Source organism: Cloacibacterium sp. DMC96 (genome assembly GCF_056313765.1).
The window spans coordinates 227,744-254,581 of record NZ_JBQUZQ010000002.1 but is presented as its reverse complement, the minus strand read 5'-3'; the positions used below and the strand labels follow the sequence as shown (position 1 = coordinate 254,581).

The 26,838-nt window shown below is 32.0% G+C and carries 26 protein-coding genes; 5 read left to right on the top strand and 21 right to left on the bottom strand.

The window, feature by feature from the left end:
- Nucleotide 1: 1 nt before the first annotated feature.
- On the bottom strand, nucleotides 2-1,504 hold the full coding sequence (locus ACT53I_RS10035) for a GH3 auxin-responsive promoter family protein (RefSeq protein ID WP_476079544.1): 1,503 nt from the start codon (nucleotides 1,502-1,504) through the stop codon (nucleotides 2-4).
- Between the two features lie 134 nt (nucleotides 1,505-1,638).
- On the opposite strand from ACT53I_RS10035, the gene mfd reads away from it, so the two are divergent.
- Genes mfd through pth form a run of 4 tightly spaced genes read left to right on the top strand, consistent with a single transcriptional unit; the run spans nucleotide 1,639 to nucleotide 7,234 of the window.
- Nucleotides 1,639-4,995, top strand: a complete 3,357-nt coding sequence (gene mfd, locus ACT53I_RS10030) for a transcription-repair coupling factor (RefSeq protein WP_476079889.1) — start codon at nucleotides 1,639-1,641, stop codon at nucleotides 4,993-4,995.
- Between the two features lie 30 nt (nucleotides 4,996-5,025).
- Entirely contained in the window at nucleotides 5,026-5,913 is an 888-nt protein-coding gene (locus tag ACT53I_RS10025; protein WP_476079543.1) for a hypothetical protein, read from the top strand.
- Nucleotides 5,914-5,924: 11 nt separating this feature from the next.
- Complete coding sequence (locus tag ACT53I_RS10020; protein ID WP_476079542.1) at nucleotides 5,925-6,641, top strand: hypothetical protein; 717 nt, start codon at nucleotides 5,925-5,927, stop codon at nucleotides 6,639-6,641.
- Between the two features lie 29 nt (nucleotides 6,642-6,670).
- Entirely contained in the window at nucleotides 6,671-7,234 is a 564-nt protein-coding gene (gene pth, locus ACT53I_RS10015) for an aminoacyl-tRNA hydrolase (protein WP_476079541.1), read from the top strand.
- On the opposite strand, the gene ACT53I_RS10010 is transcribed toward pth, so the two are convergent.
- The 16 genes from ACT53I_RS10010 to ACT53I_RS09935 form a co-directional block, all read right to left on the bottom strand.
- Nucleotides 7,221-7,631, bottom strand: a complete 411-nt coding sequence (locus ACT53I_RS10010; RefSeq protein WP_476079540.1) for a hypothetical protein — start codon at nucleotides 7,629-7,631, stop codon at nucleotides 7,221-7,223. The two genes, pth and ACT53I_RS10010, sit on opposite strands and share 14 nt — an antisense overlap.
- Nucleotides 7,628-8,752 (bottom strand): hypothetical protein, encoded by a 1,125-nt coding sequence (locus tag ACT53I_RS10005; protein ID WP_476079539.1) that lies wholly within the window; start codon nucleotides 8,750-8,752, stop codon nucleotides 7,628-7,630. The genes ACT53I_RS10010 and ACT53I_RS10005 overlap by 4 nt, the downstream gene beginning before the upstream one ends.
- Complete coding sequence (locus ACT53I_RS10000; protein WP_476079538.1) at nucleotides 8,736-9,452, bottom strand: phosphatase PAP2 family protein; 717 nt, start codon at nucleotides 9,450-9,452, stop codon at nucleotides 8,736-8,738. Before ACT53I_RS10000 ends, ACT53I_RS10005 begins: the two co-directional genes overlap by 17 nt.
- A 281-nt stretch (nucleotides 9,453-9,733) precedes the next feature.
- A complete protein-coding gene (locus tag ACT53I_RS09995) occupies nucleotides 9,734-10,369 on the bottom strand; it encodes a carbonic anhydrase (RefSeq protein WP_476079537.1) in 636 nt (211 codons plus the stop codon).
- A gap of 103 nt (nucleotides 10,370-10,472) precedes the next feature.
- Nucleotides 10,473-12,062 (bottom strand): SulP family inorganic anion transporter, encoded by a 1,590-nt coding sequence (locus ACT53I_RS09990; RefSeq protein WP_476079536.1) that lies wholly within the window; start codon nucleotides 12,060-12,062, stop codon nucleotides 10,473-10,475.
- Between the two features lie 147 nt (nucleotides 12,063-12,209).
- Entirely contained in the window at nucleotides 12,210-12,503 is a 294-nt protein-coding gene (locus tag ACT53I_RS09985) for a hypothetical protein (RefSeq protein WP_476079535.1), read from the bottom strand.
- Between the two features lie 13 nt (nucleotides 12,504-12,516).
- The gene (locus tag ACT53I_RS09980; RefSeq protein ID WP_104793183.1) at nucleotides 12,517-13,194 is read right to left on the bottom strand and encodes a carbonic anhydrase; all 678 of its coding nucleotides are present in this window, start codon (nucleotides 13,192-13,194) and stop codon (nucleotides 12,517-12,519) included.
- Nucleotides 13,195-13,319: 125 nt separating this feature from the next.
- Nucleotides 13,320-13,874 carry a serine O-acetyltransferase gene (locus tag ACT53I_RS09975; RefSeq protein WP_476079534.1) on the bottom strand — a complete coding sequence of 185 codons (555 nt, stop codon included), beginning with the start codon at nucleotides 13,872-13,874 and terminating at the stop codon, nucleotides 13,320-13,322.
- Nucleotides 13,875-13,961: 87 nt separating this feature from the next.
- A complete protein-coding gene (locus ACT53I_RS09970) occupies nucleotides 13,962-15,107 on the bottom strand; it encodes a glycosyltransferase (RefSeq protein WP_476079533.1) in 1,146 nt (381 codons plus the stop codon).
- A gap of 3 nt (nucleotides 15,108-15,110) precedes the next feature.
- On the bottom strand, nucleotides 15,111-16,049 hold the full coding sequence (locus tag ACT53I_RS09965; protein ID WP_476079532.1) for a hypothetical protein: 939 nt from the start codon (nucleotides 16,047-16,049) through the stop codon (nucleotides 15,111-15,113).
- Nucleotides 16,049-17,494 (bottom strand): MBOAT family O-acyltransferase, encoded by a 1,446-nt coding sequence (locus tag ACT53I_RS09960; RefSeq protein WP_476079531.1) that lies wholly within the window; start codon nucleotides 17,492-17,494, stop codon nucleotides 16,049-16,051. The genes ACT53I_RS09965 and ACT53I_RS09960 overlap by 1 nt, the downstream gene beginning before the upstream one ends.
- A 3-nt stretch (nucleotides 17,495-17,497) precedes the next feature.
- Nucleotides 17,498-18,412, bottom strand: coding sequence for a glycosyltransferase family 2 protein (locus tag ACT53I_RS09955; protein ID WP_476079530.1), 915 nt, complete (start codon nucleotides 18,410-18,412; stop codon nucleotides 17,498-17,500).
- A gap of 60 nt (nucleotides 18,413-18,472) precedes the next feature.
- Nucleotides 18,473-19,639, bottom strand: coding sequence for a glycosyltransferase (locus ACT53I_RS09950; protein WP_476079529.1), 1,167 nt, complete (start codon nucleotides 19,637-19,639; stop codon nucleotides 18,473-18,475).
- Nucleotides 19,639-20,658: a glycosyltransferase family 2 protein gene (locus ACT53I_RS09945; protein ID WP_476079528.1), complete on the bottom strand. Its 1,020-nt coding sequence runs from the start codon at nucleotides 20,656-20,658 to the stop codon at nucleotides 19,639-19,641. Before ACT53I_RS09945 ends, ACT53I_RS09950 begins: the two co-directional genes overlap by 1 nt.
- Nucleotides 20,652-21,620, bottom strand: a complete 969-nt coding sequence (locus ACT53I_RS09940; RefSeq protein WP_476079527.1) for a glycosyltransferase family 2 protein — start codon at nucleotides 21,618-21,620, stop codon at nucleotides 20,652-20,654. Before ACT53I_RS09940 ends, ACT53I_RS09945 begins: the two co-directional genes overlap by 7 nt.
- Nucleotides 21,621-21,623: 3 nt before the next feature.
- Nucleotides 21,624-22,178 carry an acyltransferase gene (locus ACT53I_RS09935; RefSeq protein WP_074650878.1) on the bottom strand — a complete coding sequence of 185 codons (555 nt, stop codon included), beginning with the start codon at nucleotides 22,176-22,178 and terminating at the stop codon, nucleotides 21,624-21,626.
- An 82-nt stretch (nucleotides 22,179-22,260) separates the two neighbouring features.
- Here ACT53I_RS09935 and ACT53I_RS09930 point away from each other — a divergent pair, with 82 nt between their 5' ends.
- Nucleotides 22,261-23,259, top strand: coding sequence for a glycosyltransferase (locus ACT53I_RS09930; RefSeq protein WP_476079526.1), 999 nt, complete (start codon nucleotides 22,261-22,263; stop codon nucleotides 23,257-23,259).
- Here the strand turns inward: ACT53I_RS09930 and ACT53I_RS09925 are convergent.
- Genes ACT53I_RS09925 through ACT53I_RS09910 form a run of 4 tightly spaced genes read right to left on the bottom strand, consistent with a single transcriptional unit; the run spans nucleotide 23,256 to nucleotide 26,796 of the window.
- The gene (locus tag ACT53I_RS09925) at nucleotides 23,256-23,933 is read right to left on the bottom strand and encodes an NAD-dependent epimerase/dehydratase family protein (RefSeq protein WP_476079525.1); all 678 of its coding nucleotides are present in this window, start codon (nucleotides 23,931-23,933) and stop codon (nucleotides 23,256-23,258) included. The genes ACT53I_RS09930 and ACT53I_RS09925 overlap by 4 nt on opposite strands.
- Entirely contained in the window at nucleotides 23,930-24,733 is an 804-nt protein-coding gene (locus ACT53I_RS09920; protein ID WP_476079524.1) for a glycosyltransferase family 32 protein, read from the bottom strand. The genes ACT53I_RS09925 and ACT53I_RS09920 overlap by 4 nt, the downstream gene beginning before the upstream one ends.
- Nucleotides 24,730-25,785, bottom strand: coding sequence for an acyltransferase family protein (locus ACT53I_RS09915; RefSeq protein WP_476079523.1), 1,056 nt, complete (start codon nucleotides 25,783-25,785; stop codon nucleotides 24,730-24,732). Before ACT53I_RS09915 ends, ACT53I_RS09920 begins: the two co-directional genes overlap by 4 nt.
- Before the next feature lie 9 nt (nucleotides 25,786-25,794).
- Nucleotides 25,795-26,796, bottom strand: a complete 1,002-nt coding sequence (locus ACT53I_RS09910; RefSeq protein WP_476079522.1) for a glycosyltransferase family 2 protein — start codon at nucleotides 26,794-26,796, stop codon at nucleotides 25,795-25,797.
- Between the last annotated feature and the right edge of the window lie 42 nt (nucleotides 26,797-26,838).

Here is a 26,838-nt window from a genome sequence, read left to right as displayed (position 1 = left end):
TCTAGATTTTAAAATTCTTTAAAAAATCCCCAATTTTTCTATCATTTGCCAAACGTGGAATTTTGTTTTGTCCGCCCAGTTTTCCTTCAGATTTTGCGTATTCTTGGAAGGCGTTTTTCTGCAATTTGGTGATTTTTAAAACTTGCAAAATATTTCCAGCAATCAAATCATCATAATACGTGTTTCTTTTGCGCATTTCTGCATCAAGGTTTTGACGGAAACTTTCTAGATTTTCTGGCTCTTTTTCAAATTCTATAAACCATTCATGGTATGGCAATTCTCCATTTTCGGGATTTACCTGTGGAGCGAGGTGAAACTCCGTAATTTGCGCTGAGAATTTCTCAATTGTTGCTTTCATTGCTTCTTCTACTTCAAAAGCAATTACGTGTTCGCCAAAAGCTGAGGTGAAATGTTTCGTTCTTCCAGAAACTAAAATTCTGTGCGGATTTTTAGAAATAAAACGTACCACATCACCAATAGAATAAGCCCAAAGTCCAGAATTTGTTGTCAAAATCAACGCATAATCTTTATTGAGTTCCACATCTTTCAAAGTCAATCTTGGAGCGTCTGGTTTACCATACAACTCTAGCGGAATAAATTCATAAAAAATTCCGTGATTCGATTGTAGTAAAAGTCCTTCTTTTTGATAATCATCTTGAAAGGCGAAAAATCCTTCACTTGCAGGAAATGTTTGGATAATATCTACTTTTCCGCCCAATAATTCTTCCATTTTTTCACGGTAAGGTTCGTAGTTTACACCGCCTGTTACAATGAGTTGAAGATTCGGAAATAATTGTTTTATTTTTTTGCCATTTCTTTCAATCAATTTTTCAAAATACATAATTAACCAAGGCGGAATTCCCGAAATCAGCGTCATGTTCTCTTTTTCGGTTTCTTCTACAATTTTATCTACTTTTGTTTCCCAATCTTCTATGCAATTGGTTTCGTAGCTCGGCAATCTGTTTTTTTGCAAATATTTTGGGATGTGATGCGCTACAATTCCTGAAAGTCGGCCTGTTTTTATTTCGTTAATATCTTCCAGTTCTGGTGAACCTTGCAAGAAAATCATTTTTCCGTTTACAAAATCGGCATTATTTTTTCGAGCAATGTAGTGGAAAAGTGCAGATTGCGCCGCTTTCACTTGGTAGTCCATTCCTTCTTTGGTCAAAGGAATATATTTGGTTCCAGAAGTGGTTCCAGAAGTTTTTGCGAAATATTCTGGTTTTTCTGGCCAAAGAATATTTTTGTCTCCGTGTTTTACTTTTTCTACAAAAGGTTTTAGGTCTTCGTAGTCAGAGATTTTCACATTTTTTTGAAAATCTTCTACTGATTTTATTTCCGAAAAGTTATGCTGAAGTCCGAAAAGTGTTTTTTCGGATTTTTTGACCAAGTCTAATAACAATTTTTCCTGAAGAACTTCGGCGTTATTTTTGAAGTCTTCTGTTTTAGCAACATGGTTTTTCGCCCAAATTTTGGCGATGCTTTTCTTTAAGAAATTTATCATTTGCCAAAGTTAAAAATAAGTTTTGAAAAAACTATCTTTGCACCGTCAAACGATTTCGGAGCAACCCGAAATCGCTTTTGTCGTTTTATCAATTTTTGAAAACGATGAAAAAAATACAACTTTATGATATTACAATGCTAAAAAATATTAGTCAAACGCTTATTCCTGAGTTTTTAAGAAAAAATTTTGGAAAAGAACTTTTTGAAAATTTAGACCAAAACCAACATATTTCTGTGAAAGGTTTTGCAGGTTCTGTTCCGTCTATTTTGGTGGCAGAATTATTTCTTACACAGAAAAAAGATGTTCTTTTTATTATTGACGATAAAGAATCTTCTAATTATATCACTTCGGAATTAGAGGAAATGATAGGCGAAGAAAACATTTTGTATTTTCCTGAAACGCATTTAGAACCTTATCAAGTTGAGAAAACCCAAAATGCAAACATCGTTTTACGAACCGAAGTTCTCAATCGTTTGAATTTTGATAAAAAGAAAAAAATTATCGTTGCCACCGCTTCTTCGCTTTCAGAAAAAGTGTTGAAAAAGGAAGATTTCAAAGCGATTTCTCACACGATAAAAGTTGGCGATCAACTGGATTTTGATTTTACGGAAGAACTTTTAAATCAGTTCAATTTTAATTATACCGATTTCGTTTCTGAACCTGGAGAATTTTCTGTGAGAGGCGGAATTGTAGATGTTTTTTCTTACGCTTACGAAAAACCGTTCAGAATTACTTTTTTCGGAAATGAAGTAGAAAGTATTAAGGAATTTGACATCGAAACTCAACTTTCCACAGGAAAAGTCAATGACTTTGAATTGGTTTCTAATATGAATTTTGCGGTTTCAGGAAGCAAGGTTTCTCTATTGGATTTATTGCCAAAAGATAGTTTCATTGTGACTAAAAATGCTTATCTCACCGTAAAAAAACTCAAAGATTTCTACGAAAAAGCAGAGCAAAAATTTGAAACGTTAAGCAAAGAAATTAAGCATCAAAAACCAGAAATTCTTTTCGTTTCTGATGATGTATTTTTGGAAGATTTCCAAAAATTTAAAACGATTGATTTCACTTCTCAATCTCTACAACTCTACAACTCTACCATTCTCCAACTCAATCAAACCGCACAACCCACCTTCCACAAAAATTTTGAGCTTCTCGCCGAAGATTTGAAAGAAAAAAAAGAAGAAGGTTATGAAACTTGGATTTCTTTTTCGGGAGAAAAACAAAAGGAAAGATTAGAGAGTATTTTTGAGGAACTGAATCATGATTTACCGTTTAAATCTTTCAAATCTGAGCTTCATGAAGGCTTTGTAGATTACGAACTAAAAATATCGGTTTATACAGACCATCAGATTTTTGACCGTTACCAAAGATATAAAGCCAAAAATTCTTTTGCCAAATCTGAGCAATTAACGCTGAAAGATTTAATGTCTCTGAAAGTAGGCGATTACATCACGCATATTGACCACGGAATTGGGAAATTTATGGGTTTGGTGAAAGTTACCAATGATGGAAAAACACAAGAATGTTTCAAATTGACGTATAAAAACAACGATTTGCTCTACGTTTCTATTCATTCGCTTCATAAAATTTCAAAATATAACGGTCCAGATGGAAGAGAAATCGTTCTCAATAAACTCGGTTCTCCAACTTGGAAAACTTTAAAGCAAAAAACCAAAGCAAAAGTTAAACAAATTGCATTTGACCTTATCAAATTATATGCACAAAGAAAAACGGCAAAAGGGTTTTCGTTTTCGCCAGATTCTTATTTGCAGAATGAATTAGAAGCAAGTTTCATTTACGAAGATACTCCAGATCAGGAAAAAGCAACGCAAGATGTGAAAAACGATATGGAAAATGATGGTGTAATGGATCGCTTAATCTGTGGAGATGTAGGTTTCGGGAAAACGGAAGTCGCAATTCGTGCAGCGTTCAAAGCGGCAACCGATGGAAAACAAGTCGCGGTTTTGGTTCCTACCACGATTTTGGCGTTTCAACATTACCGAAGTTTCAAAGAAAGGTTGAAAGATTTTCCTGTCAGCATTTCTTATTTGAACCGTTTCCGTTCTGCCAAACAGAAAAATGAAACCAAAGAAGGACTCAAAAATGGTAAAATTGATATCGTCATCGGAACGCATCAATTGGTAGGAAAAGATATAGAATTCAAAGATTTAGGGTTATTGATTATTGACGAAGAGCATAAATTCGGCGTAAATGTAAAGGATAAACTCAAAACGTTAAAAGCGAATATTGATACCTTGACTTTAACAGCAACACCAATTCCAAGAACGCTTCAGTTTTCTTTGATGGCTGCAAGAGATTTATCGGTCATTAAAACGCCACCGCCAAATCGACAACCAGTTGATACACAAATTATTGGATTTAATGAAGAAATTCTTCGAGATGCGATTTCTTACGAAATTCAAAGAGACGGACAGGTTTATTTCATCAATAATAGAATTGAAAATCTGAAAGATATTGCAGGATTAATTCAGCGTTTGGTTCCAGATGCGAGAGTCATTACAGGTCACGGACAAATGGACGGAAAAGAATTGGAAGCCAGAATTCTCGATTTTATGGAAGGGAAATATGATGTTTTGGTTTCTACCACGATTGTAGAATCTGGAGTAGACGTTCCGAATGCGAACACGATTTTTATTAATGATGCGCAAAAATTCGGGATGGCAGATTTGCACCAAATGCGAGGTAGAGTTGGACGAAGCAACCGAAAAGCGTTTTGTTATCTGATTACGCCACCGTTTGATATGATGACTTCGGATGCTAGAAAACGTTTGGAAGCGATAGAACAGTTTTCAGATTTAGGAAGCGGTTTCCAAATTGCGATGAAAGATTTAGAAATCAGAGGAGCTGGAGATTTACTGGGAGCAGAACAAAGTGGTTTTATCAATGAAATGGGCTTTGAAACCTACCAAAAATTAATGCAAGAAGCATTGGAAGAATTGCAAAACGAAGATGATTTCCAAGATTTATTTGAGAATGAAGAAGACCGTAAAAAATTATTCAAATCTCAGAAAGAAGTCAATATTGACACTGATTTTGAGCTGATGTTGCCAGATTCTTACGTGAATTCTACGGAAGAAAGACTTTCATTATACCAAAAATTAGCAGAAATTCCAACCAAAGAAGAATTGCAGAAATTTGAAAATGAATTGGTTGATAGGTTTGGAAACTTGCCAAAAGAAGCCGTTAATTTATTGAAATCAGTAGAATTAAAATGGCTCGCAGCAGAGATTGGTTTTGATAAAATCGTCATGAAAAACGGAATCTTTCTAGGCTATTTCCCAGATAATCCTCAAGATAAATTTTACCAAAGCGAAAAATTCAGAAATATTATCGCTTATCTTTCTCAAAATCCACGAGAAGCTCAACTTAAGGAAAAATCTGGCAAAGAAGGCAATCAGCTTATGATGAGAAAAGATGGTGTGAAAAATGTAGATGAGGTAAATGTTCTATTGACCAAAATTTTAAGTTAGAAAATTGTACTTTTGTAAAAAATAAAAATCATGAAAATCAAATATTTTTGGCTGGCCTTAGTTTCTTTATTTATTATTTCTTGTGCGCCAGAAACATCTTCTTTCTTAGGTTTAGATTCTACAGGTGGCGGTAACGGAAATGGAGGTGGAACAGGAAGTGGTGGCGGAACAGGAACTACCGGAACTAAATTTTTGGCAAAAATCAATACTTTTGATGATAATGGCGATCCTTTTTCTTTCAGTTTTACTTACGCTAATAAAGCAATTTCTAAAATCACTACTTCTGATAATTCTTATATTTCTACCATTTCTTACAATAATGGTAAAATTTCTAAAGTGGTAAGTGTTTTGGTGGATGCAGAAACCTCTGAAGATATTACCATTACCTCTATTGTGAGTTATAACGCAACGGGAAATATTGCTAAAGTAGAAGCTACAGAAGTAACCAAATTAAGTGGAACTCTGATTAACACTACCCAAAAAGTGAGCACTTATGTCTATAATGCTGCAAACCAGGTTGCTAAAGTTACTCAAGAATATTCTATGGCAGGAATTTCTACCCAAACTGGAATTTTTGAATATACTTATTCAGGGAAAAACCTTACTAAAATGGTGTTTACGACTAAGTTGAGTTTAGGTCCAATTCCAGATGTAATTGTTACGACCAATTATTCGGGTTATGATAATAAGATTTCGCCAACTTCTACCTTAGGAAATAATTATAACGAGTTTTCTATGTCAGAAAAAGGATTAGGCGTTTACGGAATGTCTAATAATTTCACCAAAGTAGAGATGACAGAATCTATGATGGGAACCACTACTACAGAAACGGTTTCTTATACTTATGACTCACAAAATTATGCTACTTCTATGACGGTTTCAGGCGAGAAAAGTACTTTTGAGTATATGAGTCTTTAAAAATTTTCTAAATGAAAAAATTAATTGTCTTTTTTGCACTTATTGTTTCTGTGAATGTTTTTGCTTGCAAATGCGCTTATCAAAGTTTTGGAGAAAGATTTGAGAAAAGTGAGTTTATTGCAGAAGTAGAAATTTTGAAAACATATAATGTAGATTTTAATAATGGTGAAGATGATAGGTTTTACAAAGCAGATATTAAAATTTTAAAACTTTATAAGGGTAAAAAAATAAGTTCTATTCTTGTTCGGGGAAAAGTTGGTAATGTTTATGAATCCGCTTGTGAAATTGAACTGAAAGTGGGGCAAAAAATGTTAGTGTATTTAGATACAGAAAGTAATTTTGGCATGTCTTCTTGTACCCCAAAAACAGATTTGAATAATAAAAACATTAATATTGAAAGAAAAGCATTAGAGTTTTTAATTGCACACAAAATAAAGAGAACCAATGTTTTTTATTTTTCAGGAGATTACTTTAATAAATTTAAAAATATCACAACTCAAAACAGTTTTGCTGTTTATAAAATAAAAGTTGACGCAAAATCAAAAGCAGAATCAATAACAGTTATTCAAAATTTTGGTTCAAATAAAGATGAAGAAATTCTTTTTACAGTTAAGAAAGAATTGGTTTTCTTAAAAAATTTCATGACTGAAATTAAAAATGAGGAGATTATCTTGGTTATGTTTTACAATCCAAAATCTGAAGAAGTTATTTCTAATTTTATTCAATAAATTTGCAGAATAATTATCAATTATAAAACGTGAAATACTTAATCGTAGGTTTAGGAAACAAAGGTGAAGAATACGCAGAAACGCGTCATAATATTGGTTTTAAAGTAGCCGAAAAAATTGCACAAACTTTAGAAGCTCCGTTTAAATCAGCTAATTTTGGTTGGATTTCTGAAGGAAAATACAAAGGCAGAAAAGTTTTTGTTCTTAAACCAGATACCTACATGAATCTTTCTGGGAATGCCGTTCGTTTTTGGATGCAGAAAGAAAATATTCCTTTAGAGAATGTATTGGTGATTACGGATGATTTGGCACTTCCTTTCGGAACTTTAAGATTAAGAAAAAAAGGTTCTGATGCTGGTCATAACGGTTTAAAAAATATTCAAGAAGTTTTACAAACACAAAATTACGCAAGATTGCGTTTCGGGATTTCTGCAGATTTTTCCGAAGGAAAACAAGTAGATTATGTTCTTGGGAAATGGAATGAAGAAGAACTCAAAACTTTACAAGATAGAATAGATATTTTCGCAAAAGCGTGTCTATCATTCGTTTTCGCAGGAATGAATAATACGATGAATACTTTTAACGGGAAGTAGATTTATTCAAATATTTGTAATACAGAATCCCTAAAATAATATTTGGAACAAGTGATTGAAAAAGAGGAGTTTTCCATAAATCTTCTTCATCAAAAGTGCTCCAACATGAGACTCTAACAATAAAAATTTCATAATTTACAAGAAAACTACATGCAATTGTAGTTAATGTTAATGAAAGAAAAATAATATTTTTATTGATACTCAATAAATCAAACAATTTAAAAAGTACAATATTTAGAAGACTTAAATAAATAAAATATTTTCCAAATTCTTCTAGAAAAATAGAATCATCTGCGTTATTGCAAGATGTATTTAATAAATTTGTATTCATTGAAACTATTGCTTGTATAATCACAAACAAACTGCTAAGAGCTATAATTTTTAAATACATTTTCATAATTTCTTCCTAAAAATACAATACTCTTTATATAGGTTAAAACCTTCTAATTTCTCAATTTCGCCACGCATTTTTAGGTTGTCTTTCATAATGAGATGAGAATCTACTGTTTTGAATCCTAATTTCAATGCAGAACCGAAAAGCATCGTTGCTAAAACCGCATCCAGACCTTTGTTTTGATAATTGGGATGAATCGCGCCCAACAAAAGTTGAAGCCTTTTTGAAGTTTTCATTGCCCATAAAATTCTCGCCCAACCAAAAGGTAAAATTCTTCCTCGTGAATTTTTTATCGCTTCGCTTAAATCTGCCATTGCAATGATGAAAGCGAGCAATTCGCCGTTTTCATCGGTAATCATTTTGATGAGTTTTGGGTTGAGAAGTGGCAAAAAACGTTCAGCAAATTCCGTCATTTCGTCTTCGGTGAGTTTGGTGAAGCCATAAATTTCGGTGTAAGTTTTATTAATGAGGTCAAAAACAGGTTTTACATAAGGTTTCACCGATTTTGTTGAGTTAAATTCTACCGTTTTTATCTTTAAATTTTTAGAAACTCTTTCGTTGAAATTTTTATATCTGTTCAGAATTTGTGCGGTAATCGGAATGTCATATTGCACCAAATCTACAAAATTTTCGTAATGATTTTCCTTGATGAAATCTACCATAAACGGAAAACTGTGATTGGTGACGAGCATTGCTTTTTCTTCGAAACCTTTGGTGAGAAAACCTTGAGGTTCTTTGTCTGAAAATGCCATCGGTCCAATGATTTCTGTGCAATTTTTAGATTTTGCCCAAGTTTCTACCGCAGTAATTAAAGCATTGAAAACTTCTTTATTTTCAAAACATTCAAAAAAGGAAAATCTGGCATCATTTTTCCCTTGAAATTTATTGTAATCGGTAGGAATTACGCCCATAATTCTGCCAACAGCTTTTCCGTTTTCGTATGCAAGGAAAAGTGTCGCATTATTGTGTTTGAAAAGAGAATTTTTGTCTTTGTCAAAGAATTTTTCATCATCCATATACAACGGATGAAGCCAATTTTTATGGTTTTTATGAATTTTTTCGGGAAGATAAATAAACGTTTTTAAGTCTTCTCTGGTCTTGACTTCTTTAATTGAAACGGACATCCAATTTATGGTTTAAAAATTTGTAAAACTTAAAGGTAAGAAAAAATACAATCGGCGCAGAAATAAATCCAGCAACTACATCTACAAAATAATGCGCCTTAATGTAAACCGTAGAAAACATCAATAGGACAACAAATGGAAGGAAATATTTCACAGATTTTCTAAAATTTTGATACAACCAAAAAATAACAATCCAAGAAATCCCTACATGTGAACTTGGGAAAGCAGCGGTGGGAACTTCGCCGTTTTTTTGAATGAGTTTGACCATATTCCCGAAAATTCCTTGGGCTTCAATCGTATTTTCTGGAAACGGAAAATAAAACTGCGGACCTTCTGCTGGAATTAATATAAAAGTGAAATAATAAAGTAAAAATGAAGTGATTAAAATGAAACTAAACTCTTCTATTTTCTGTGGAATTTTGAGATAAATAATCAAAAAAGTAGCCAATGGTAAAAGGTAATATGAAAAATATCCGAAGTAAAATAATTCACTTAAAAACCAAGAATCAAATGTTTCAGAAAATCTTAAAGAAGGCTGAAAACCGAATATTTTTTGGTCTAAATGGGATAGAAAGCCATCAACTTTTGGAAAAATTAAAGTATTTAAAACAGCAGTTTCTTTGTATAAAAAAGTCATCAAAGCATAAATTGTAATTCCTTCAACTAAGTAAAAAATCTTGGAAGAAATTTTATTTTTCAAAAAGAGAAATGCTAAAAAAATAATTAAAAATAAAAGTCGGACTCCAAAAAAATTGAGGTCTAAAAAAAGGCTTGGTTGTGTAAAAAGTACTACCAATTCTATTCCGCAGAAATAGAAAAGTAGGGAGAACCAAATTATAGATATGTTTTTCAAGAGGGTGAAAATTTCATCAAAAGTACAAAAAAAGCCCCTAATTAAGGGGCTATAGCGAGAAAGTGTTAATTAAAAATCAAAGTTATATGAAGAAATTCTCGCTTGTGTTATTTTGTTAGTCGCAAAAACTAGAGCCATGTTACAACTCCGGTTTCCACATCGTAATTTGCACCTACAATTTTTATCTTTCCTTCTTTCTCTAAATTTCTTAAAGTAGAACTTTGGTGACGAATATCTTCGATGGTTTTTTGGATGTTGCAAAGCGTTAATCTATCTAATAAATCATCATTTTTAGAAGAACGTTCTTCTCCTTCTTTAATGATTTCGTGGATGCAAGATTCGAAATGATAGATAAGGTGATTAAGATTATCCATTCCAAGTCCTTCAATTTGAGGAGCATCTAGTCCACCTTTTAGAGCGCCACATTTGGTGTGTCCTAAAACCACCACCAATTTAGAACCTGCTACATTACAAGCAAATTCCATAGAGCCTAAAATGTCTTGATTGGCAAAATTTCCTGCAATTCTGATGCTGAAAATATCTCCTAAACCTTGGTCGAAAATAAGTTCCGCAGAAGTTCTACTGTCGATACAACTGAGTACCGTTGCAAAAGGCCATTGTCCTTCTCTGGTATCGTTTACTTGCTCAAGAAGGTTTCTGTTTACCTTAAGATTGTTTACAAATCTTTGGTTTCCTTCTTGTAAAAAAAGAAGTGCTTTTTCTGGAGTAATGGTTGCTTGAGTTTCTAATGTATGTGCTTTCATAATTTTTTCTTTTAATTTTTTTAAAAACCTTTTCGGAACACTGAAATTTGGCTCCGAAAAGGAAACAATGTTAATTTAATAAGTATGAATTGAAGTTATGATTTTAAATTACTCTTCTGTGTGAGATGGTAATGTGTGAATGTTGGTCGTTTTCATATTCTTTGTAAGAAGTTTTAAATCCTTCTAAAACCACTTCTATATCTTCTTCTCTGGCTCTTACGTTAGCAAAATCCGAGATTAAGTCTATAATATCATCCGATACATAAGAAGTTTTCTTAGCATTAATAATCACTTTAGAATTGGGCTTAATATTTTTAAGCGTTTTCTTGATGGCTGCTTTATTTAAGAATGAAACTTCTTCTGCCAAATCTATGGTGATTTCATCAGCGCTTTCTAGATCTTCTCTGCTCAAATAATAAGCACGTTTCATGTTTCCAAGCAACAAGAACAGAATGCTGATGGCTAAACCAATTCCTACTCCTTTTAATAAATCTAAAGCTACCACTGCAATAATCGTTGCAATAAAAGGGATAAATTGATATTTTCCTTTGCTCCAGAAATGGCTAAGTTTTGCAGGACTTGCTAATTTATAACCTACCATTAATAAAACTGCTGCTAAAGTCGCCAAAGGAATTTTGTTCAATAAAAATGGAATAGATAAAACAGATACTAACAATAAAATACCATGAACAATAGCCGAAATTTTACTTGTTGCACCAGCATTAGCATTTGCAGAAGTTCTCACTACCACCGAAGTCATAGGTAAACCTCCAATAAAAGAAGAAACTAAGTTGCCAATACCTTGAGCTTTTAATTCTAAGTTAGTATCTGTTATTCTTTTGTGTACATCCATTCTATCTGCAGCTTCTATACATAATAATGTTTCTATGGAAGCTACTACTGCGATAGTTGCACCAATAATCCAAACTTGCGGATTAAGGAATCCTGAGAAATCTGGAAAAGTGATTAAGTTTTTAAAATCTTCTACCGATTGAGGAACCGGAAGTGTTACCAAATGTTCTCTAGAAATTTCTAGCGCGCTTCCTCTGAAAACTTCATTGAATAAAATCCCAACAATTACCGCTACTAAAGCTCCTGGTAAAAGTTTAATTTTTTTGAGGAAATTTACTTTTTCCCAAGTAATAAGAATAGCTAGGGAAATAATCGTTACTAAAACCGCTCCTGGTGTAACAGCATTTGCTAATCCTGATAAATATTCAGATAAATTAAAACCATCAAAAATCTGAAGATTTCCTTCAAAATCTTTGTCGTAACCTAGAGCGTGTGGAATTTGTTTTAAAATGATAATAACACCAATTCCGGCTAACATTCCTTCGATAACGTTATTGGGGAAATAGTTAGAAATACTTCCTGCTCTTAGAAAACCAAGTGCCAATTGTATAAAACCTGCAATTAAACCTGCAGTTAAAAATAGTTCGAAGCTTCCCAAATCGGTTATTGCTCCTAAAACGATGGCTGCTAAACCTGCAGCTGGTCCAGAAACGGAAATAGGAGAGTTGCTGATGAATCCTATCACGAGTCCGCCTACAATTCCTGCTAAAATTCCAGAAAGTGGTGGTGCACCAGATGCTAATGCAATACCTAAACAGAGTGGTAATGCTACGAGAAATACTACAATTCCCGAAGGAATATTTTCTTTTATTCCGCCGAATAAAGTGTTTGTTTTTTTCATTGTATGAATATCGATATGTATTTACAATCAATTACTTAGATGTAAGTAATCAATTCTAATGTTTGAAAATTTAATTTGTTAAAAAGCGTCAAGGAACAGCCCATTTTTTTGAAAAAAGGGCATAATTTTCCTATGAAATTTTAAAAATTAAACTTCTGGAGGCGGAGAAAATATCGATTTAAAAGGACTTAGATGAATAGAATCGTCCTTAAGAATGTATTTGCTGATTTTTTTATCAGAAAAGAAAACACCAATAAAATCTTTAGAATTATAAGGTTTTGGCGGAAACTTTTCATTGTAATTGGCGAGATTATTTTTAACCTCTTCTTCTGAAATATTATTATTGAGCGTAGGAATTTCCCAATCAAAAACCACAGCGATACTTGGTAAAGCTGTAAAATTGATGAAAACTGCCAGAACAAAAATGCTCAAATACTTCATATCGTAAACTTTCTTAGAAGTTTTTATTATTTTTTCTGCTCATCACCCAATCAGAATTGGTTAGGTCATAAACTTTTTGAATATTTTTCAATATTTCTTCGAAATCTATATTTAAGTCAATTAATTTCCCTGTTTTGAGGTCGAAAACCCAACCGTGAACTATAGGATATTGGTCTAAAATATATCTTTCTTGTACGCAAGCCATTTTAATAACGTTGATGCATTGCTCTTGAACATTGAGTTCAATCAATCTATCATAGCGTAATTGCTCGTCTTTTATGGCGTCTAATTCTTCTTGGTGCAATCTATAAACATCTCTGATGGTTCTGAGCCAAGGATTCATTAATCCAAAATCTTGAGGCGTCATCGCTGCTTTTACACCACCGCAACCATAATGACCGCACACAATAATGTGTTTTACTTTTAAATGTTGTACTGCATATTGAATTACAGCAGTAGAACTCATATCTAGGGTATTCACCAAGTTGGCAATATTTCTATGCACAAAAACTTCGCCGGGTTTCATGCCCATTAATTCTTCTGCGGTTGCACGACTGTCGCTGCAACCTATGTAAAGATATTCTGGACTTTGACCTTCTGCTAATTTTTTAAAAAAATCAGCATCTTGACCTAGTTTTTCTTCAACCCATTTTCTATTATTTTCGAAAATAGTTTCGTAGCTTTTACCCATAATTTTTCATTTACAAATGTAGAATAAAAAATTTCTAAATACATCTAAATTCCGATAGATAGCATCAATTTTTATTCCAAAATAAGGACTTTAAGACTTTTTAACAGTCTAATTCTCGTGCAAATTTATACTTTATGATTGATATAATCTTCAGTAGCATTAAGTTTTGATATAATTTGAGCAGGATTTCCTACTACTACAGAATTGTCGGGAACATCTGTATTGAGATAAACATTTGGTGCGATTAAGACATTATTTCCAACTTTTATTTTTCCAACGATGACAGCATTTGTGCCAATCCAGACCTCGTTTCCAATTTCTGGAACGCCTTCGTGTTTTCCACGATTGGCTTGAGCAATGTTAACTCCTTGCATAATATTGCAGTTTTTGCCAATTTTTACTTTTGGATTAATCACCACAGTTCCCCAATGTCCTAGATAAAAACCTTCCCCAATTTGAGTTTCTGGATAAATTTGAAAACCGTATTTAATCTGATGATGGCGCAAAACGAATCTCCAAAAAATTCCTAAAACCGATTTCTTGGAATGTTGTTGGCATTTTCTCAAAAGATAAACGTAATGCAAATTAGGATTGATGCATTTTGCCCAAATTTCACCTGTTGAAAGCCATTTTCCGCTTTCTCTGTAAAAATCTTTTTGGATGATTGTTTTCTCTGACATAAGGCAAATGTATAAAAACTCTCGCTGATTAAGCAGATTTTGCTGATTAAAAAATATCTGCTTAATCAGCGCAATCTGCGAGATTTATTATTCGTCAATAATTTCCATAATTTTATTCACAGAATTTTCTAGGTTAAAAGGCATTTTATAGTCTTTCAGATTTTCTTGATATTGTTCAAAAAATTCAGGTTGAGTAAGTGCTTTTTTCATGCCTTCGTAAATTCCTTCTTCTGAATTCGCTACAATTAAACCGAGTTTTCCGTTTTCTAACATTTCTTGAACTCCTGAAACATCAGTGGCAATGATGTTTTTTTTCAAAGTGATGGCTTCGAATAAAACGGTAGGAAAACCTTCGTATCTAGAACTCAATATGTAAAAATCTGCTGCTTTAATAGAAGGGTAAGGATTGTCTGTAAAGCCCAACATTTCTGCGGTTTCGTTAGCTCCTAATTCCGTTTTTAAATTTTTAATATTTTCAAAATCATAACCATCACCAATGATTTGAATGCGATGCTTAAACCCTTCATCAATCAATTTTTTGTGAACCTTCAACAATCTATCAAAGCCTTTTTGTGGAAAAACAGTTCCCACCGAAACAAAGGTTGGTTGTTGGTCTTGATTCTTGATTCTTGGCTCTTGGCTCTTTAATAAGATTTCTTCAGTATCCAAAGGATTATAAATCCTCACAATTTTAGATTTTTCGACTTCGTTTTGGGCTAAACTTTCGAAATCTTTTTGGATGTGTTCAGAAATCACCATGATTTTATCAAAACCAAAAAACTTGCGAATTTCTTGGTCGGTATAGTTGTGAAATTCGGTTTTTCTCAAGTCATTGTGAATCCAAACGATTTTTTTAGAAGATTTGATAGGAGAATTCAAAATATCATCTCTCATTCCGTGAATGGCAGCAAATTCTACATCATATTTTTTGTTTTTTAGAATCGTAGAATAGAGAATTTTCGGAAATATTTTCAATAATTTTTGATACAAAACACGATATGCTTTCTTCGGAATATCCTGAATTCTGTTGGTGGTAATCATTTCACCTTTGTTCAGATAAAGTACACTAATCCAATCAGGAACTTCTGCAAGATATTTCCCAGAGTATAAATTCAGCAGTAAATCGATTTCATACTTATCTTTTGGAAGATTTTTAAGAAAAGTCACCAGAACTTTTTCTGCGCCACCGTGACGCAGAGAACCAATTCTGATAAGGATTTTTTTCTTTTCCAAAATTTAAAATTTTATGTTTTGAGTTTTTAAATATTCAATAAACTTCTCGTTAAATTCTACCACCGATTTTTGATTCATGTGATTGTCATCGTAGAAATCTTTTCTGTCATCAAAATTAAAATCTCCTGTAAAGTTTTTATATTTTCCTAATTTACTGAGCAAATCATCTACTTCTTTATTGTTGGTTTTAGATTTGTACAAAGCTTTGGTAATAGGAGTTTGAACCAATATGAAAGGAATTTTTCTTTGTTGAAGAATTTCAATATTTTCTTTCAACGCCTGAATTTGTTTGTCATTTAATTCCCATTTTGATTTTTCAAAATCTAAAGATGTATTTTCTCTTGCAACAGTAGTTTCTACGAAACCACCATTTTTTACGTAAAAATCATCTCCTTGTTTTTCGGGTTCAGTAATATTTTTATTAAGATTAAAAATTTGACGAAAATATCCGTAAATCAAGGTATTATAAGTCATTAAATTATGAACTTTGAATGACATATCGACTGCGTTTTTATCAATTTTTCCGTTGATGAGCATGTCTAGCGAACTTTCTACACCATCTGTACAAAGCGTTCCTGCATACACTTCGTACACTACAAATTTTGGTTGAATTTTATCTAAATATTGCTTCAAAAAAACTTGTGTATTGATTGGAGATTGTGAACTAGAGCCTAAATTAAATGCTTTGATGCCATGTTTTGCAAAAATTCGGGTGTCAAAACCTCTGTAAGCATGTGAAGAACCAAGAAATAAAATATCTGGATTTTTAATATGTTCTGCTTCTCTTGATCTTGAGTAAAGATGACCGTAACTCGCCAATTTATTTCGGGTATTTTTTGCCAAAAATTGAGGCATCATCCAACTCCATAAGCAAATGGCAATCACATAAAATGGAATAGCAAAAGCAATGAATTTTAATAGATTAAGTAAAAACTTTTTCATTAGAATTGGAAATAAATAAACGGGGTTTCGTGAGTTTGTAAAAATAATCCTATCAAAAGTATGATGAATCCGTAAAATAACCAACGAATGAATCTAGGTTTTTTCACTAAAAAATCTTGTAACGCAAACTGATGTTCTCTACCAATCCATTCTATAAGCATAAAAAATCCGATTAAGGTTAATGTAGCATAAGCTGCGGTTTTTACATCTGGAACGGTAAATAGACTGGCATTAAAAATCCCTACAATATATTCTATAGCATGATGTACACTTTCTGCCCTAAAGAAAATCCAAGCAAAAACCGTCAAAGAAAAAGTAAGTAAAATATTGAAAACATCTCTTAAACTCGGGATTAATTTATTCATCGCTACAATTTCTAGATTGTTTCTATTGGTTTTTAAAATAATAGAAGGCATAATGAAAAGTGCATTGAGAAATCCCCAAATAATGAATGTCCAATTCGCACCATGCCAAAATCCTGAAACCAAGAAAATAGCAAATGTATTTCTGATTCTCATCCAATTTCCGCCTTTGCTTCCACCAAGTGGAATGTAAAGGTAATCTCTAAACCAGGAAGAAAGGGAAATGTGCCATCTTCGCCAAAATTCTGCAATATCTCTTGAAAAATATGGAAATGCAAAATTTCTTAATAAATCTATTCCAAAAAGTCTAGCTGTTCCTAACGCAATATCAGAATATCCCGAAAAATCTCCATAAATCTGGAACGTGAAAAATAATGCTCCCAAAACCAATTCGCTTCCAGAAGATGTAGCAGAATTGGCAAAAATCTGATTGGCAAAAACAGCACAATTATCAGCAATCACCATTTTCTTAAAAAGTCCCCAAAGAATTTGGCGCATTCCGTCAACTGCTTTTTCGTAAGAAAATTCTCTTTTAACCTTGATTTGAGGTAATAAATGTGTTGCTCTTTCTATCGGTCCAGCTACAAGAAGTGGGAAAAAGCTTACGAAAACTGCATATTCTACAAAATTTCTTTCGGCTTTAATTCTTTTAAAATAAATATCAAGAACGTATGACAAACCGTGAAAAGTGTAGAAAGAAATTCCTACAGGAAGAATGACTTTTAATGTCCACGGATTGACTTGTAACCCGAAATTTTGTAGCATTTCCGCGAAACTTTCCGCAAAGAAATTGTAATATTTAAAAAATCCTAGAAAACCTAAATTAATTCCTACGCTCAACCAAAGCCAGAATTTTCTAAGATTTTGATTTTTGCTTTCTTCAATTTTAAGACCCGTATAATAATCTAAAAAAGTAGAAAACATGAGCAGAAACATGAAACGCCAATCCCAACATGCATAGAAATAATAACTTGCCACCAAAAGCAATACATTCTGGAGTTTCAGATTTTTATTGGTCATAAACCAATAGAGGAAAAAAACTATTGGCAGAAATATGGCAAAACTAATAGAGTTAAAAAGCATATATTAGTAAATCTTAGCGTAAATATAACTGAAAGGCATGAATAGAATTCCTAAAATTTTTATCCAAGGATTTTTAATCTCATTAAAAAGGGTAGAAATTTTTCTTCCACTTTTTAAAGCATAGGTTTGGTAACCAATTACGTTTCTGAGCAATGCTTTTGGATAAAAAAACAATTGATTTCCGTAAGCGTTTAAGAATGAAAGATGACCTTCTGTCAATCCAAAAAGATTTTTTCCGCTCCATCTTGTATTCGAAACAGAAGCTGCATCATCATCATCTTTTAGGTAAAATCGCACTATTTTATTTACAAATCTGGTCTTAATTCCTCTAGCGTCATACTCATTGAAAATCACACTTTGTGGAATGTAACCTTTGCCTTCATAATGACTAAAATCTTTATCAGAAACTTCTCTTTGATAGGTTTTGGTAATAAAAATCCCGAATTTATCTCCTCTTACTTTGTATTTGTAGCGCATCTCGAAAATGCTTCCATCAAAACCTTCGTTTGGATATTTATCACCAACAATTTTACCGTTTTCATCCGCCGAAAGTCCCATCACAGAAATAAAATCGTCTTGATTTTCTATTTTTTCAACTTCTGAAATTAAATTTTCTAAAGCGTCTTCTGGATAAGCGTCATCAGAATCTACCACCATAAAATAAGATGTTTTCACCATTTTTACGCCTTCTAAAACAGTTAGAAATTTATGGCGGTTTTTATCTTTTTTATAAATAATTTCAAAAAAAGGATTCAGCAGTTGGAAATTTTCTACCACTGTGGAAGTATTATCTGTGGAACCATCATCTAAAATAATCCAAAGAAAATCTTTGAAACTCTGATTGAGAAGAGATTCAAAAACCTTTGGAAGCGTTTTTGCCCGATTGTAAGTAGGCGTGATAATGGTAATTTTTTTCATTTGTGTTTACAAGTTTTGAAATTTTTAAAATTCACAATTCACTTTTCCGAAGGAATAATTTCACTTATTCAATAAATTATATTGTTGTTCAAAAACTTCAGTGACTTGTTGATAGATTTTCTTTTCATCAAATTTTTCATCAGCATTTAGAGTTCCTTCGGTGATTTTTTTGACCAATTCGGGTTCGATAAGAAACCTTTTCATGGCTTCAAAAATTTCATTTTCATCAAAGTTAACTAAAATTCCGTCTTTTCCATCATCTATCATTTCTGGAATTCCGCCTACATTGGTAGAAATAATCGGTTTGTGCAATCCCATTACTTCGCCAATCGTTAAAGGATAACTTTCAGATTTTGAAGGAAGTACAAAATAATCAGCCACTTTTACGTAAGGCCAAGGATTTTTTTGAGAATCTAGAAGCAGAAAGGTTTTTTCTACACCTAATTCTTTTGCTCGATTTTTCAAATTTTCTATCTCGTTTCCGCCACCAATTACAGCGATGGAATGTATCAAATTTTCGTCTAAAAGTCTGCGATGGACTTTCATCAGTTCTGCATAGCCTTTTCTGTGGTGCAATCTTCCTATGGAAATAAATGTAGGTCTTATCTCAAAATCTGCTTGAAATTCTTCTGCTTTTTTTCTTACTTCTGGGAGTTTTATCACGTTGTAAATCACAGAGCTTTTTGGGTAAGAAACACCGTACAAATCTTCTATCACTTGTCTGGTTTGCGCAGCGCCGAAAATCATCCAGTCAAATTTTTTCATCAGATTGATGCGTTTTATGACTCTGTTTTGGTCTGTGTCATAACTTACATCTGTGTGAAACCAACCGATTTTTCTAGATTTTTTGTTGGGAGAATTCAGCACCATTTCAAATTCTGCATAACCTGGCGAAACTTCTATGTCAAAATCTTCCTTTACTTTTAAAGCATATAAAATGGAGGGGAATTTATCGAAAATTTCTAGTTTTAGTCTTCTTAATCCGAGTTGCATTTTTTGGATAAAAGGATTTTTCGACATTTGTTCACGGCCTTTTTCTACCACGATGAGTTTAATGTCTTTCGGGATTTCTGTAACCAATTCGCCTTGATACAAATTGAGCATCAAGGTAAAATCAAATTTATCCTTGGGTAAATTTCTCAATAAATCGAGGATCACTCTAGGAACTCCGCCCATTTCTAATGAGCGAAGCCTAAAAAGAACTTTTATTTTTTTTTGATTATCCATTATTCTACTTCACAGCCTAAATTTTTGTACTGATTTTTAAATTTTAGCACCCAATTTCTAAATGCTGTTTTATCTATTTTTTCTTCTAAAAATTTCTCAAAGTATTCTAAAGAAAAATCTCTAGGGAAATTTTGCATTTCATCAAAACTACCATTGAGCCAAGCTTGATTGATGAGATGATTGAAGTAATTCACATCAAAATCATCACCGTATTTATGGTAAGAATTGGTTGCCGAGGATTGGAAAGTGGTTTTCAGTGCTTCTTTTTCTAATTTTGCAATAAAATTAGGATTGTCTTGATGTTTTCGGTAGTAATTAGAAGCATTTCTGAGTTGTTGTTTTTCGTCTACTTTTCCTCTGGCGTTTTTCCAAATGTGTAGCCAATATTCTTTTTGCCAAAATCCCATCAAAATAGAATTGAGCGACCAATATTTTTGTTTTGTGGCATTATCTACGATTCCTAATTTGTAAAGAATGGTGAAAAACTTGAATTTATTATAAAAGAATAAATCGTTAAAAAATTCTGGAAAAAGGAGTAAGTTTTTCGGTTCCACTCGAAGAATTTCTTCTGTGATTTCTGAAATTTCTACAAATTCATCATCCTTTTTGTTGCCTAACCAACCTAATTTTAGCAGTGAAATTTGATTTTTTTTACAAGCTTCTTGTAAATCATTCACGTTTATTTTGTGGGTAAACCAAACATCATCTTCTATCATGATAAAGTAATCCGAAGCGTTTTTTGCCGCTCTGTACCATAAATTGGTAGGAATAGTGAAGCCGTCAATTTCCTTTCCAGATTGTAAATTTTCTGCAATTGCAGCAACTTTATTTTGATAATTTTCAGATTTTATGATTTCTATTTTTGGGTGCTTTTCTTTGATTTTAGAAAGATAGGTTTCTGGGGTTCCATCATCAAGCACTTTTACGCAAAAATCCCCTTCTACAAAGCTTTCTATGCTTTGCAAACAGCGGTCTAAGTAAAACGGACGGTTAAAGGATTTGATGAAGATATTTACCATGAAAATAGTTTTTTTAAAACTCTGAAAAATGACAGTGGAACACTAGATAGCAACACGTACTTGAAAGGAATCTTTTCTTTGGGATAATATTTTTTGATTTTTCTTACGAGAAGAACTATTTTTTCTTTTTTATTGAGCTTAATGGCTGCTTCTAATGCGAAAAATAATTCCTCTATTTTGTTTTTAAATTCGAAGTTGTTAATCTCTAATACTTCTTCATTGTTGAAGGTTTCGTATAAATCTTGTCCGTTTTCTTTTCTTAATTTATAAAAGTAAAGTGCTTTCTCTACCATTAACTTTTTTACAAAATTATCTCCTTTTCTAGAAATAGAGCTTTCTAAAATTCTATAATGGAGAAGCTTTTCATTTATGTTTGCGAGTTTTTTTCCTTGGGTAATTAAATTGAGATAAAGGTCGTAATCTTCACAATAGATGAATTTTTCTCTATATTTTATGTTTTGATGATTTCTAAACATGATGACTGGGTGAAAAAGTTGAATTTTAGAAGTCATTTTTTTTACGATTTCTTCATGTTCTAGCGCACCTGTTTTTTCTCCGATGATTTCATTTTTTTCGTTTATAAAATCAATCTGAGCTCCAACCATAGATATTTCAGGATTGTTTTCTAAAAACAATACTTGTTTTTGAAATCTTTCAGGCAAAGAAATATCATCTGCATCCATTCTTGCAATGTATTTTCCTTGTGCCATATTTAAGCCTACATTTAAGTTTTTTATAAAACCTTTTGGACCTTCATTTTTCTCTTTTTGTATGATTTTTATTCTGTTGTCTTTCTCTTTGAATTCTCTTAAAATTTCTAAGGTTTTATCAGTAGAACAGTCTTCAATAATGATAAATTCAAAATCAGTAAAAGTCTGATTTGTTATTGATTCTATGGCACTGTGTAAAAACTTTTCCGCATTGTAAACAGACATTATTACAGAAACTAGAGGAGGATTCATGGTTTATAGCGGTTTTATTACCAATTCTTGTTTATTAATCACAATAGAATTTGCAGGAATATCTTTGTGAATTACACAGCCCGCTCCTAGAATTACATTGTCGCCTATTGTTACTCCTTTTAAAATGATGCAATTAGCACCAGTCCAAACGTTGTTTCCGAGTTTTACAGGAGCGGTATTAAATTCTGTTTTAGATACAGAGAAAGGTTCGGTAGTATATTGATGATTATGGTCGAAAATTTTCATTCCTTCCCCTAAAATACAATTTTCGCCAATTTCTATTTTTTCATAGCACGCAATGGTAGCTCTTGTAATATAGGTGTTTTTGCCGATGATGAACTGACCATTTTTCTTGAGGGCAATATTATTGGATTCGTTGATGGTCACTCCTTCTTCTATGGTAATTTCTGCATTTTCAGAAATGTCGATATAATTGTTAATGCCCAATTTAAAAGAAGAATTAACGCTACTTTTTTTGTTTTTAAAGAATTTTTTTCTCTGGTCTTCAGAAATTAATTTTTTTTGGAGATTATAGAGTTTAATCAGTAAAGATTTCATTTTTCATCGGTTTTCTATTACAAATTTATCAAAATAATTCTATTTTTGCTTATTAACAAATGTTTTAAACTAAGTCCCATCCATGAATCTTCCTTTAGTTACCATTTCTATACCCATTTATCAATGCGAAAATTATATTATTAATTGCTTGAAATCGGTAGTGAGCCAAACGTATCAGAATTTAGAAATACTTTTGGTGGATGATTTTGGGAATGATAACAGTATGCTTTTAGTAGAAGATTTTGTTCAGAAAAATCTTCATTTAAATTTCAAAATTTTAAAAAATAAGAAGAATTCTGGGCTTTCAGTCGTGAGAAATGTAGGAATTGATAACGCTCAAGGAAAATATATTTTCTTTCTAGATTCAGATGACGAAATTACGCCAGATTGCATCTCGAAAATGGTAGAAATTGCCGAACGTGAACAGGTAGAAATGGTTTGTGGAAATGTAAAAACCATAAAATTAGACACTCGAGAAGAAACCGATGCCTTCAAACTAGCAATTACTGAGAAAAAAATAGAAGGAAATAAACAGATTTTTGACCTCTTTGTTCAAGGTAAATTTCCTGTTCCGTCTTGGAATAAGCTAATCCTTCTTGACTTTTTGAAGAAAAACCAATTGTATTTTACACCGGGACTTTTTGCGCAAGATTCACTCCAAAGTTTTGAAACAGCCTTGGTTTTAGAATCGGTTTGTTTTCTGCAAGATTACACTTATATCTACTATCTTCATCAAGATTCTGTGATTCATAATCGAAAGAAAAAACATTTTGATAACTGGATTACGATTGCACAAATTTTTGAAAAGCATTATCAAAAAGAGCAAAATCCTAATCGCAAAAAACAAATTTTAGCGTATATCATCGATTATAAAGATTTGACGCTTCTCATGAATTGGAAGGCACAGAAAAATGAGCAACTCTGGAAGTATAGTTATGATGCCTACAAAAAACTCGTTTCTCTATCTTTTGCAGATTATTGGAGTACAGATTTTTCTAAAGAAATTAAAAAGAAAAATTTATTACAAAATCTACCGACAGATTTAGGGTATAAAATTTTCAGGAAGAGATTTGGGAGTTAGTAATATCTTTCTAGAATTCTCAGCAGATAATTTTCCTTGTTGGTTAATTGATTTTCAACAAAGTATGGCTCTACTTCTGGAATAGAGATTTTATACGTTTGTCCGCTTTTGTGTAGTTCTGTTTTGGCATTTTTAGAGAAGAATTTTTCTAAAATTTCTAGAATTTCTAAGGTTGAGAAATTCTCCAAATAAGCTACATTAATGATTTGGTTCAATCTTCCTTGGTCGATTAATTCTAACGTAATATTTTTAATATCATCTGCGTCAATAAGGTTTCTGGTGGCCAAAGTATGCACATTGATGATTTTTTCTTCTTTCACAGAATTTACCAAATAATTCATCAAAAGGTTTGGATTTCCACCTTTGCCAACTGCGTTACTCACGCGAAGAATTAAATATTTAGGTGCCAAATCTTCTACCAATCGCTCCATTTTTAGTTTATGATTTACGTAGAGACTTCCATTTTTAGAGGAATCATAAATGCTACAGGTAGAAAAGTAAATGAAGATTTTTTTAGGATTTTCTGTTAGGTGTTTTCTAAGAAGGTTTTCTTCTCGAAGAAACGCAGATTTTTCGGTTTCTAGAGAGTTAGAAACGCCACTTGCAAAGAAAACTACATTTTCTCTGTCTTCATTTTTAAATAAATTCGCAATCAGTCCGTTTCCTACAATCATTTGATTTTTAGTTTTTTAAAAATTTGATTCTTGATATATTTCACTAAATAAGAAAGCGGAATTTGATTTAAAATTTGGTCAATTTCCATTTTTTTATGATTGTAAACTACGTTTTTTACATTGGCCTTTCCGTCTGGAATTTCAGAGAAAAGTTTCATCAAACCATACGTATTAACTAGATTTTTATAGGTGTTTTTTTCTTCGCTCCATGCTCCATGCCAAGAACCAGAAAAATGGTGTGCAATATAATTCTTCGGTAAATCAAGCGAAAAGTAAGTGGAAGGATAAAGTTTTACCCCGAATTTCAATTCCTGAAGAGCATCTTTTTCAGCATCAGCTCCATATTTTTTGACCAATAAATCAGAGAAAATTTTGGTGTTCGGAATTTCCTCGAATGTATTTTTATCTAAATAATATTGTAGAATGTCTTTTGCCAATTCATGATTTTTTTCTACCGCCCAAAATGCAGAATAAGGAATTCCCTTCATTTCAAAGCCACAAATAGCTTGATTTTCTAAAAATTCATTGAGCGGAAGTTTCAATTCCATGTCAGTATCTAGGTAGAAACCGCCATGTTCGAAGAGAATTTTAGCTCTTGCAAAATCTGAAACGTAAGCCCATTTTTTATTTTCGTAGGCTTTTTGGGAGAATTTGCATTGGTTTACATCAAAGTTATCTTCTGTCCATTCTATGATTTCAAAATCTGGTTGGATTTTTTGCCAACTTTCTATACAATGCTTTACAAGAGGAGACTTTTCACCTCTTCCAAACCAGAAATAATGTATTTTTTTAGGAATCATTTTGTGTTTTTTGAAAATAAATTTTTATAAGTCAATGCTCTCTTTTCAATTAAGTGCCATGAAATATATCCTAAAACAAAGGTAATTAATAAACTGAAAATCATTAAAGGATATGTAGCAAGTTGGAAGGTTTCTAGTAAAAATTGTTGTACAAACCATCCATAGATATAAATTCCGTAAGAAGTATCACCAATTGTAGTTCCAATTTTATTTATTACAGGTGTAGATGATACACCAAAATAAATAATAATATAAGGTAGAAATAGGTATTTAGCAATGCTGTAGAATCTGAAAAATACAGACAGAATAATTATGACGATAAATACATAGAATAATATTTTCTGAATTTTAGTTGCTTTGAAGTTTACATACGTGAGTAAAGCACCTGCTACGAAAAAAATTCCCAAATCATAGAAGTTATAAGAATTCATTTCTAATAGAGAGAATAATCTCTTGTTAAGAAATGCAGGGTATAAATTCATCAAGAGAAAAAATATGATAAACAGTAAAGCCAAAAAATAAAATCTCCATCTTCTATTTTTTACAAAAAACAATATAGAAATAGTGATGTACATAGAGAATTCATAGCAAAGTGTCCATAAACTTCCGTTGATGGTTTGATAAGGCAAGTCCTGAAAAACACCATCTATATTTTCTTGTAAGAAAAATAATGAAAGTACTCTTGGAAAATAGGTTAAAAACGAGTAGTTTTCTAAAATAGGAACATCACTTTTATATAAAAATAGAGCAATAACTAGAAGTATAAAAATTCCCATTACCAAAAGAGCAGGGAATAATCTCAGAATTCTTTTCCAGAGATAATCTGTGTAACTTCTACTTCTTTCTAGACTTTGAAATATCAAAAAACCACTAATGATAAAAAAAGCTTTAACAGATAACCCTCCGAAATCTGCTTGATTGTTTGTTACTTGCATTAAAATTTCTTGTTCTCTAATTCCAGTTAGAGGGAATGAATGAGAAATAATGACTAAGCTAGAGAAGAGTAGTCTTAAAAAATCAAAATTATTTTCGCGGTGAATAGTTTTGCTCATTATTTAAATTTAAGCATTCAGTTTTAATCTCATATTTTTAAAAACATCAAAAAGATGAATTTTTCTATTTCTGAGCAATGAATAATCTAGTTTTCTGAATTTTAATTCACTTTGTAAAAATTGAAGTGCAGTATTAGGAAGTTTTGAAATTTCTTTCAATTGAGATAATCTTTCTTCTTTAGACACATCGTTTTTATACATTCTGTCTAGAATATTGATTCGGAAATGCTTTTCCACCTCGGCGATTATTTTTTTCTTATCAGTTTCAGAAATTGGATAATTTTTAAGAGCGAAATCAAAGAATTTTGTTTTGAACTCAAAACGTGTAAGTTCTCTATCGAAAGGTCTTTTTTGGTTAGAAATAGAACCGGGATTATAGATGTAATGATAATTTGCCTTATCTATGAATTTCATTTTTTTGATGTGAACGAAATATTCAAAATTCCATTTTTCATCATCTGCTAATTTTATGGCAGGATCGAATTGTAGATTGTTTTCTTTAATGATTTTAGCAGAATAAATTTTATTCCAAGGATAACCACCGGGAACGTAATGTGCGTTTTCGTGAAATAATTTCCCAAAATCTTCTTTTAAAACAAAAGATTTATTCTGAAATCCAAAAAAACGTGTTTCAGACTTCTCGTCATTATCACGATTACAATCTTGTATAATCAGCGTTTCGTCATCTTCTATGTGGTCTACAAAATCTTTCAGAAAGTCTTTTTCTACCCAATCATCAGAGTCTACAAAAACATAAAAATCGCCAGTTGCGAGTTCCATTCCTTTATTTCTAGCTCTACAAACACCACCATTTTCCAAATGAAGAACTGTAATTCTAGAATCTTTTTCTTTAAACTCATCACAAACTTTTCCGCAATTGTCTGGTGAGCCATCATTTACTAAAATCAGTTCAAAATCAGTAAAACTTTGGCCAAGAAGAGAAGAAATACATTTTTCTAAGTATTTTTCTACATTGTAAATGGGAACAATTACAGAAATTTTAGGATTCATAGTTTAATTTTAACAAAAACAAATGTAAAGATTTAAAAAATA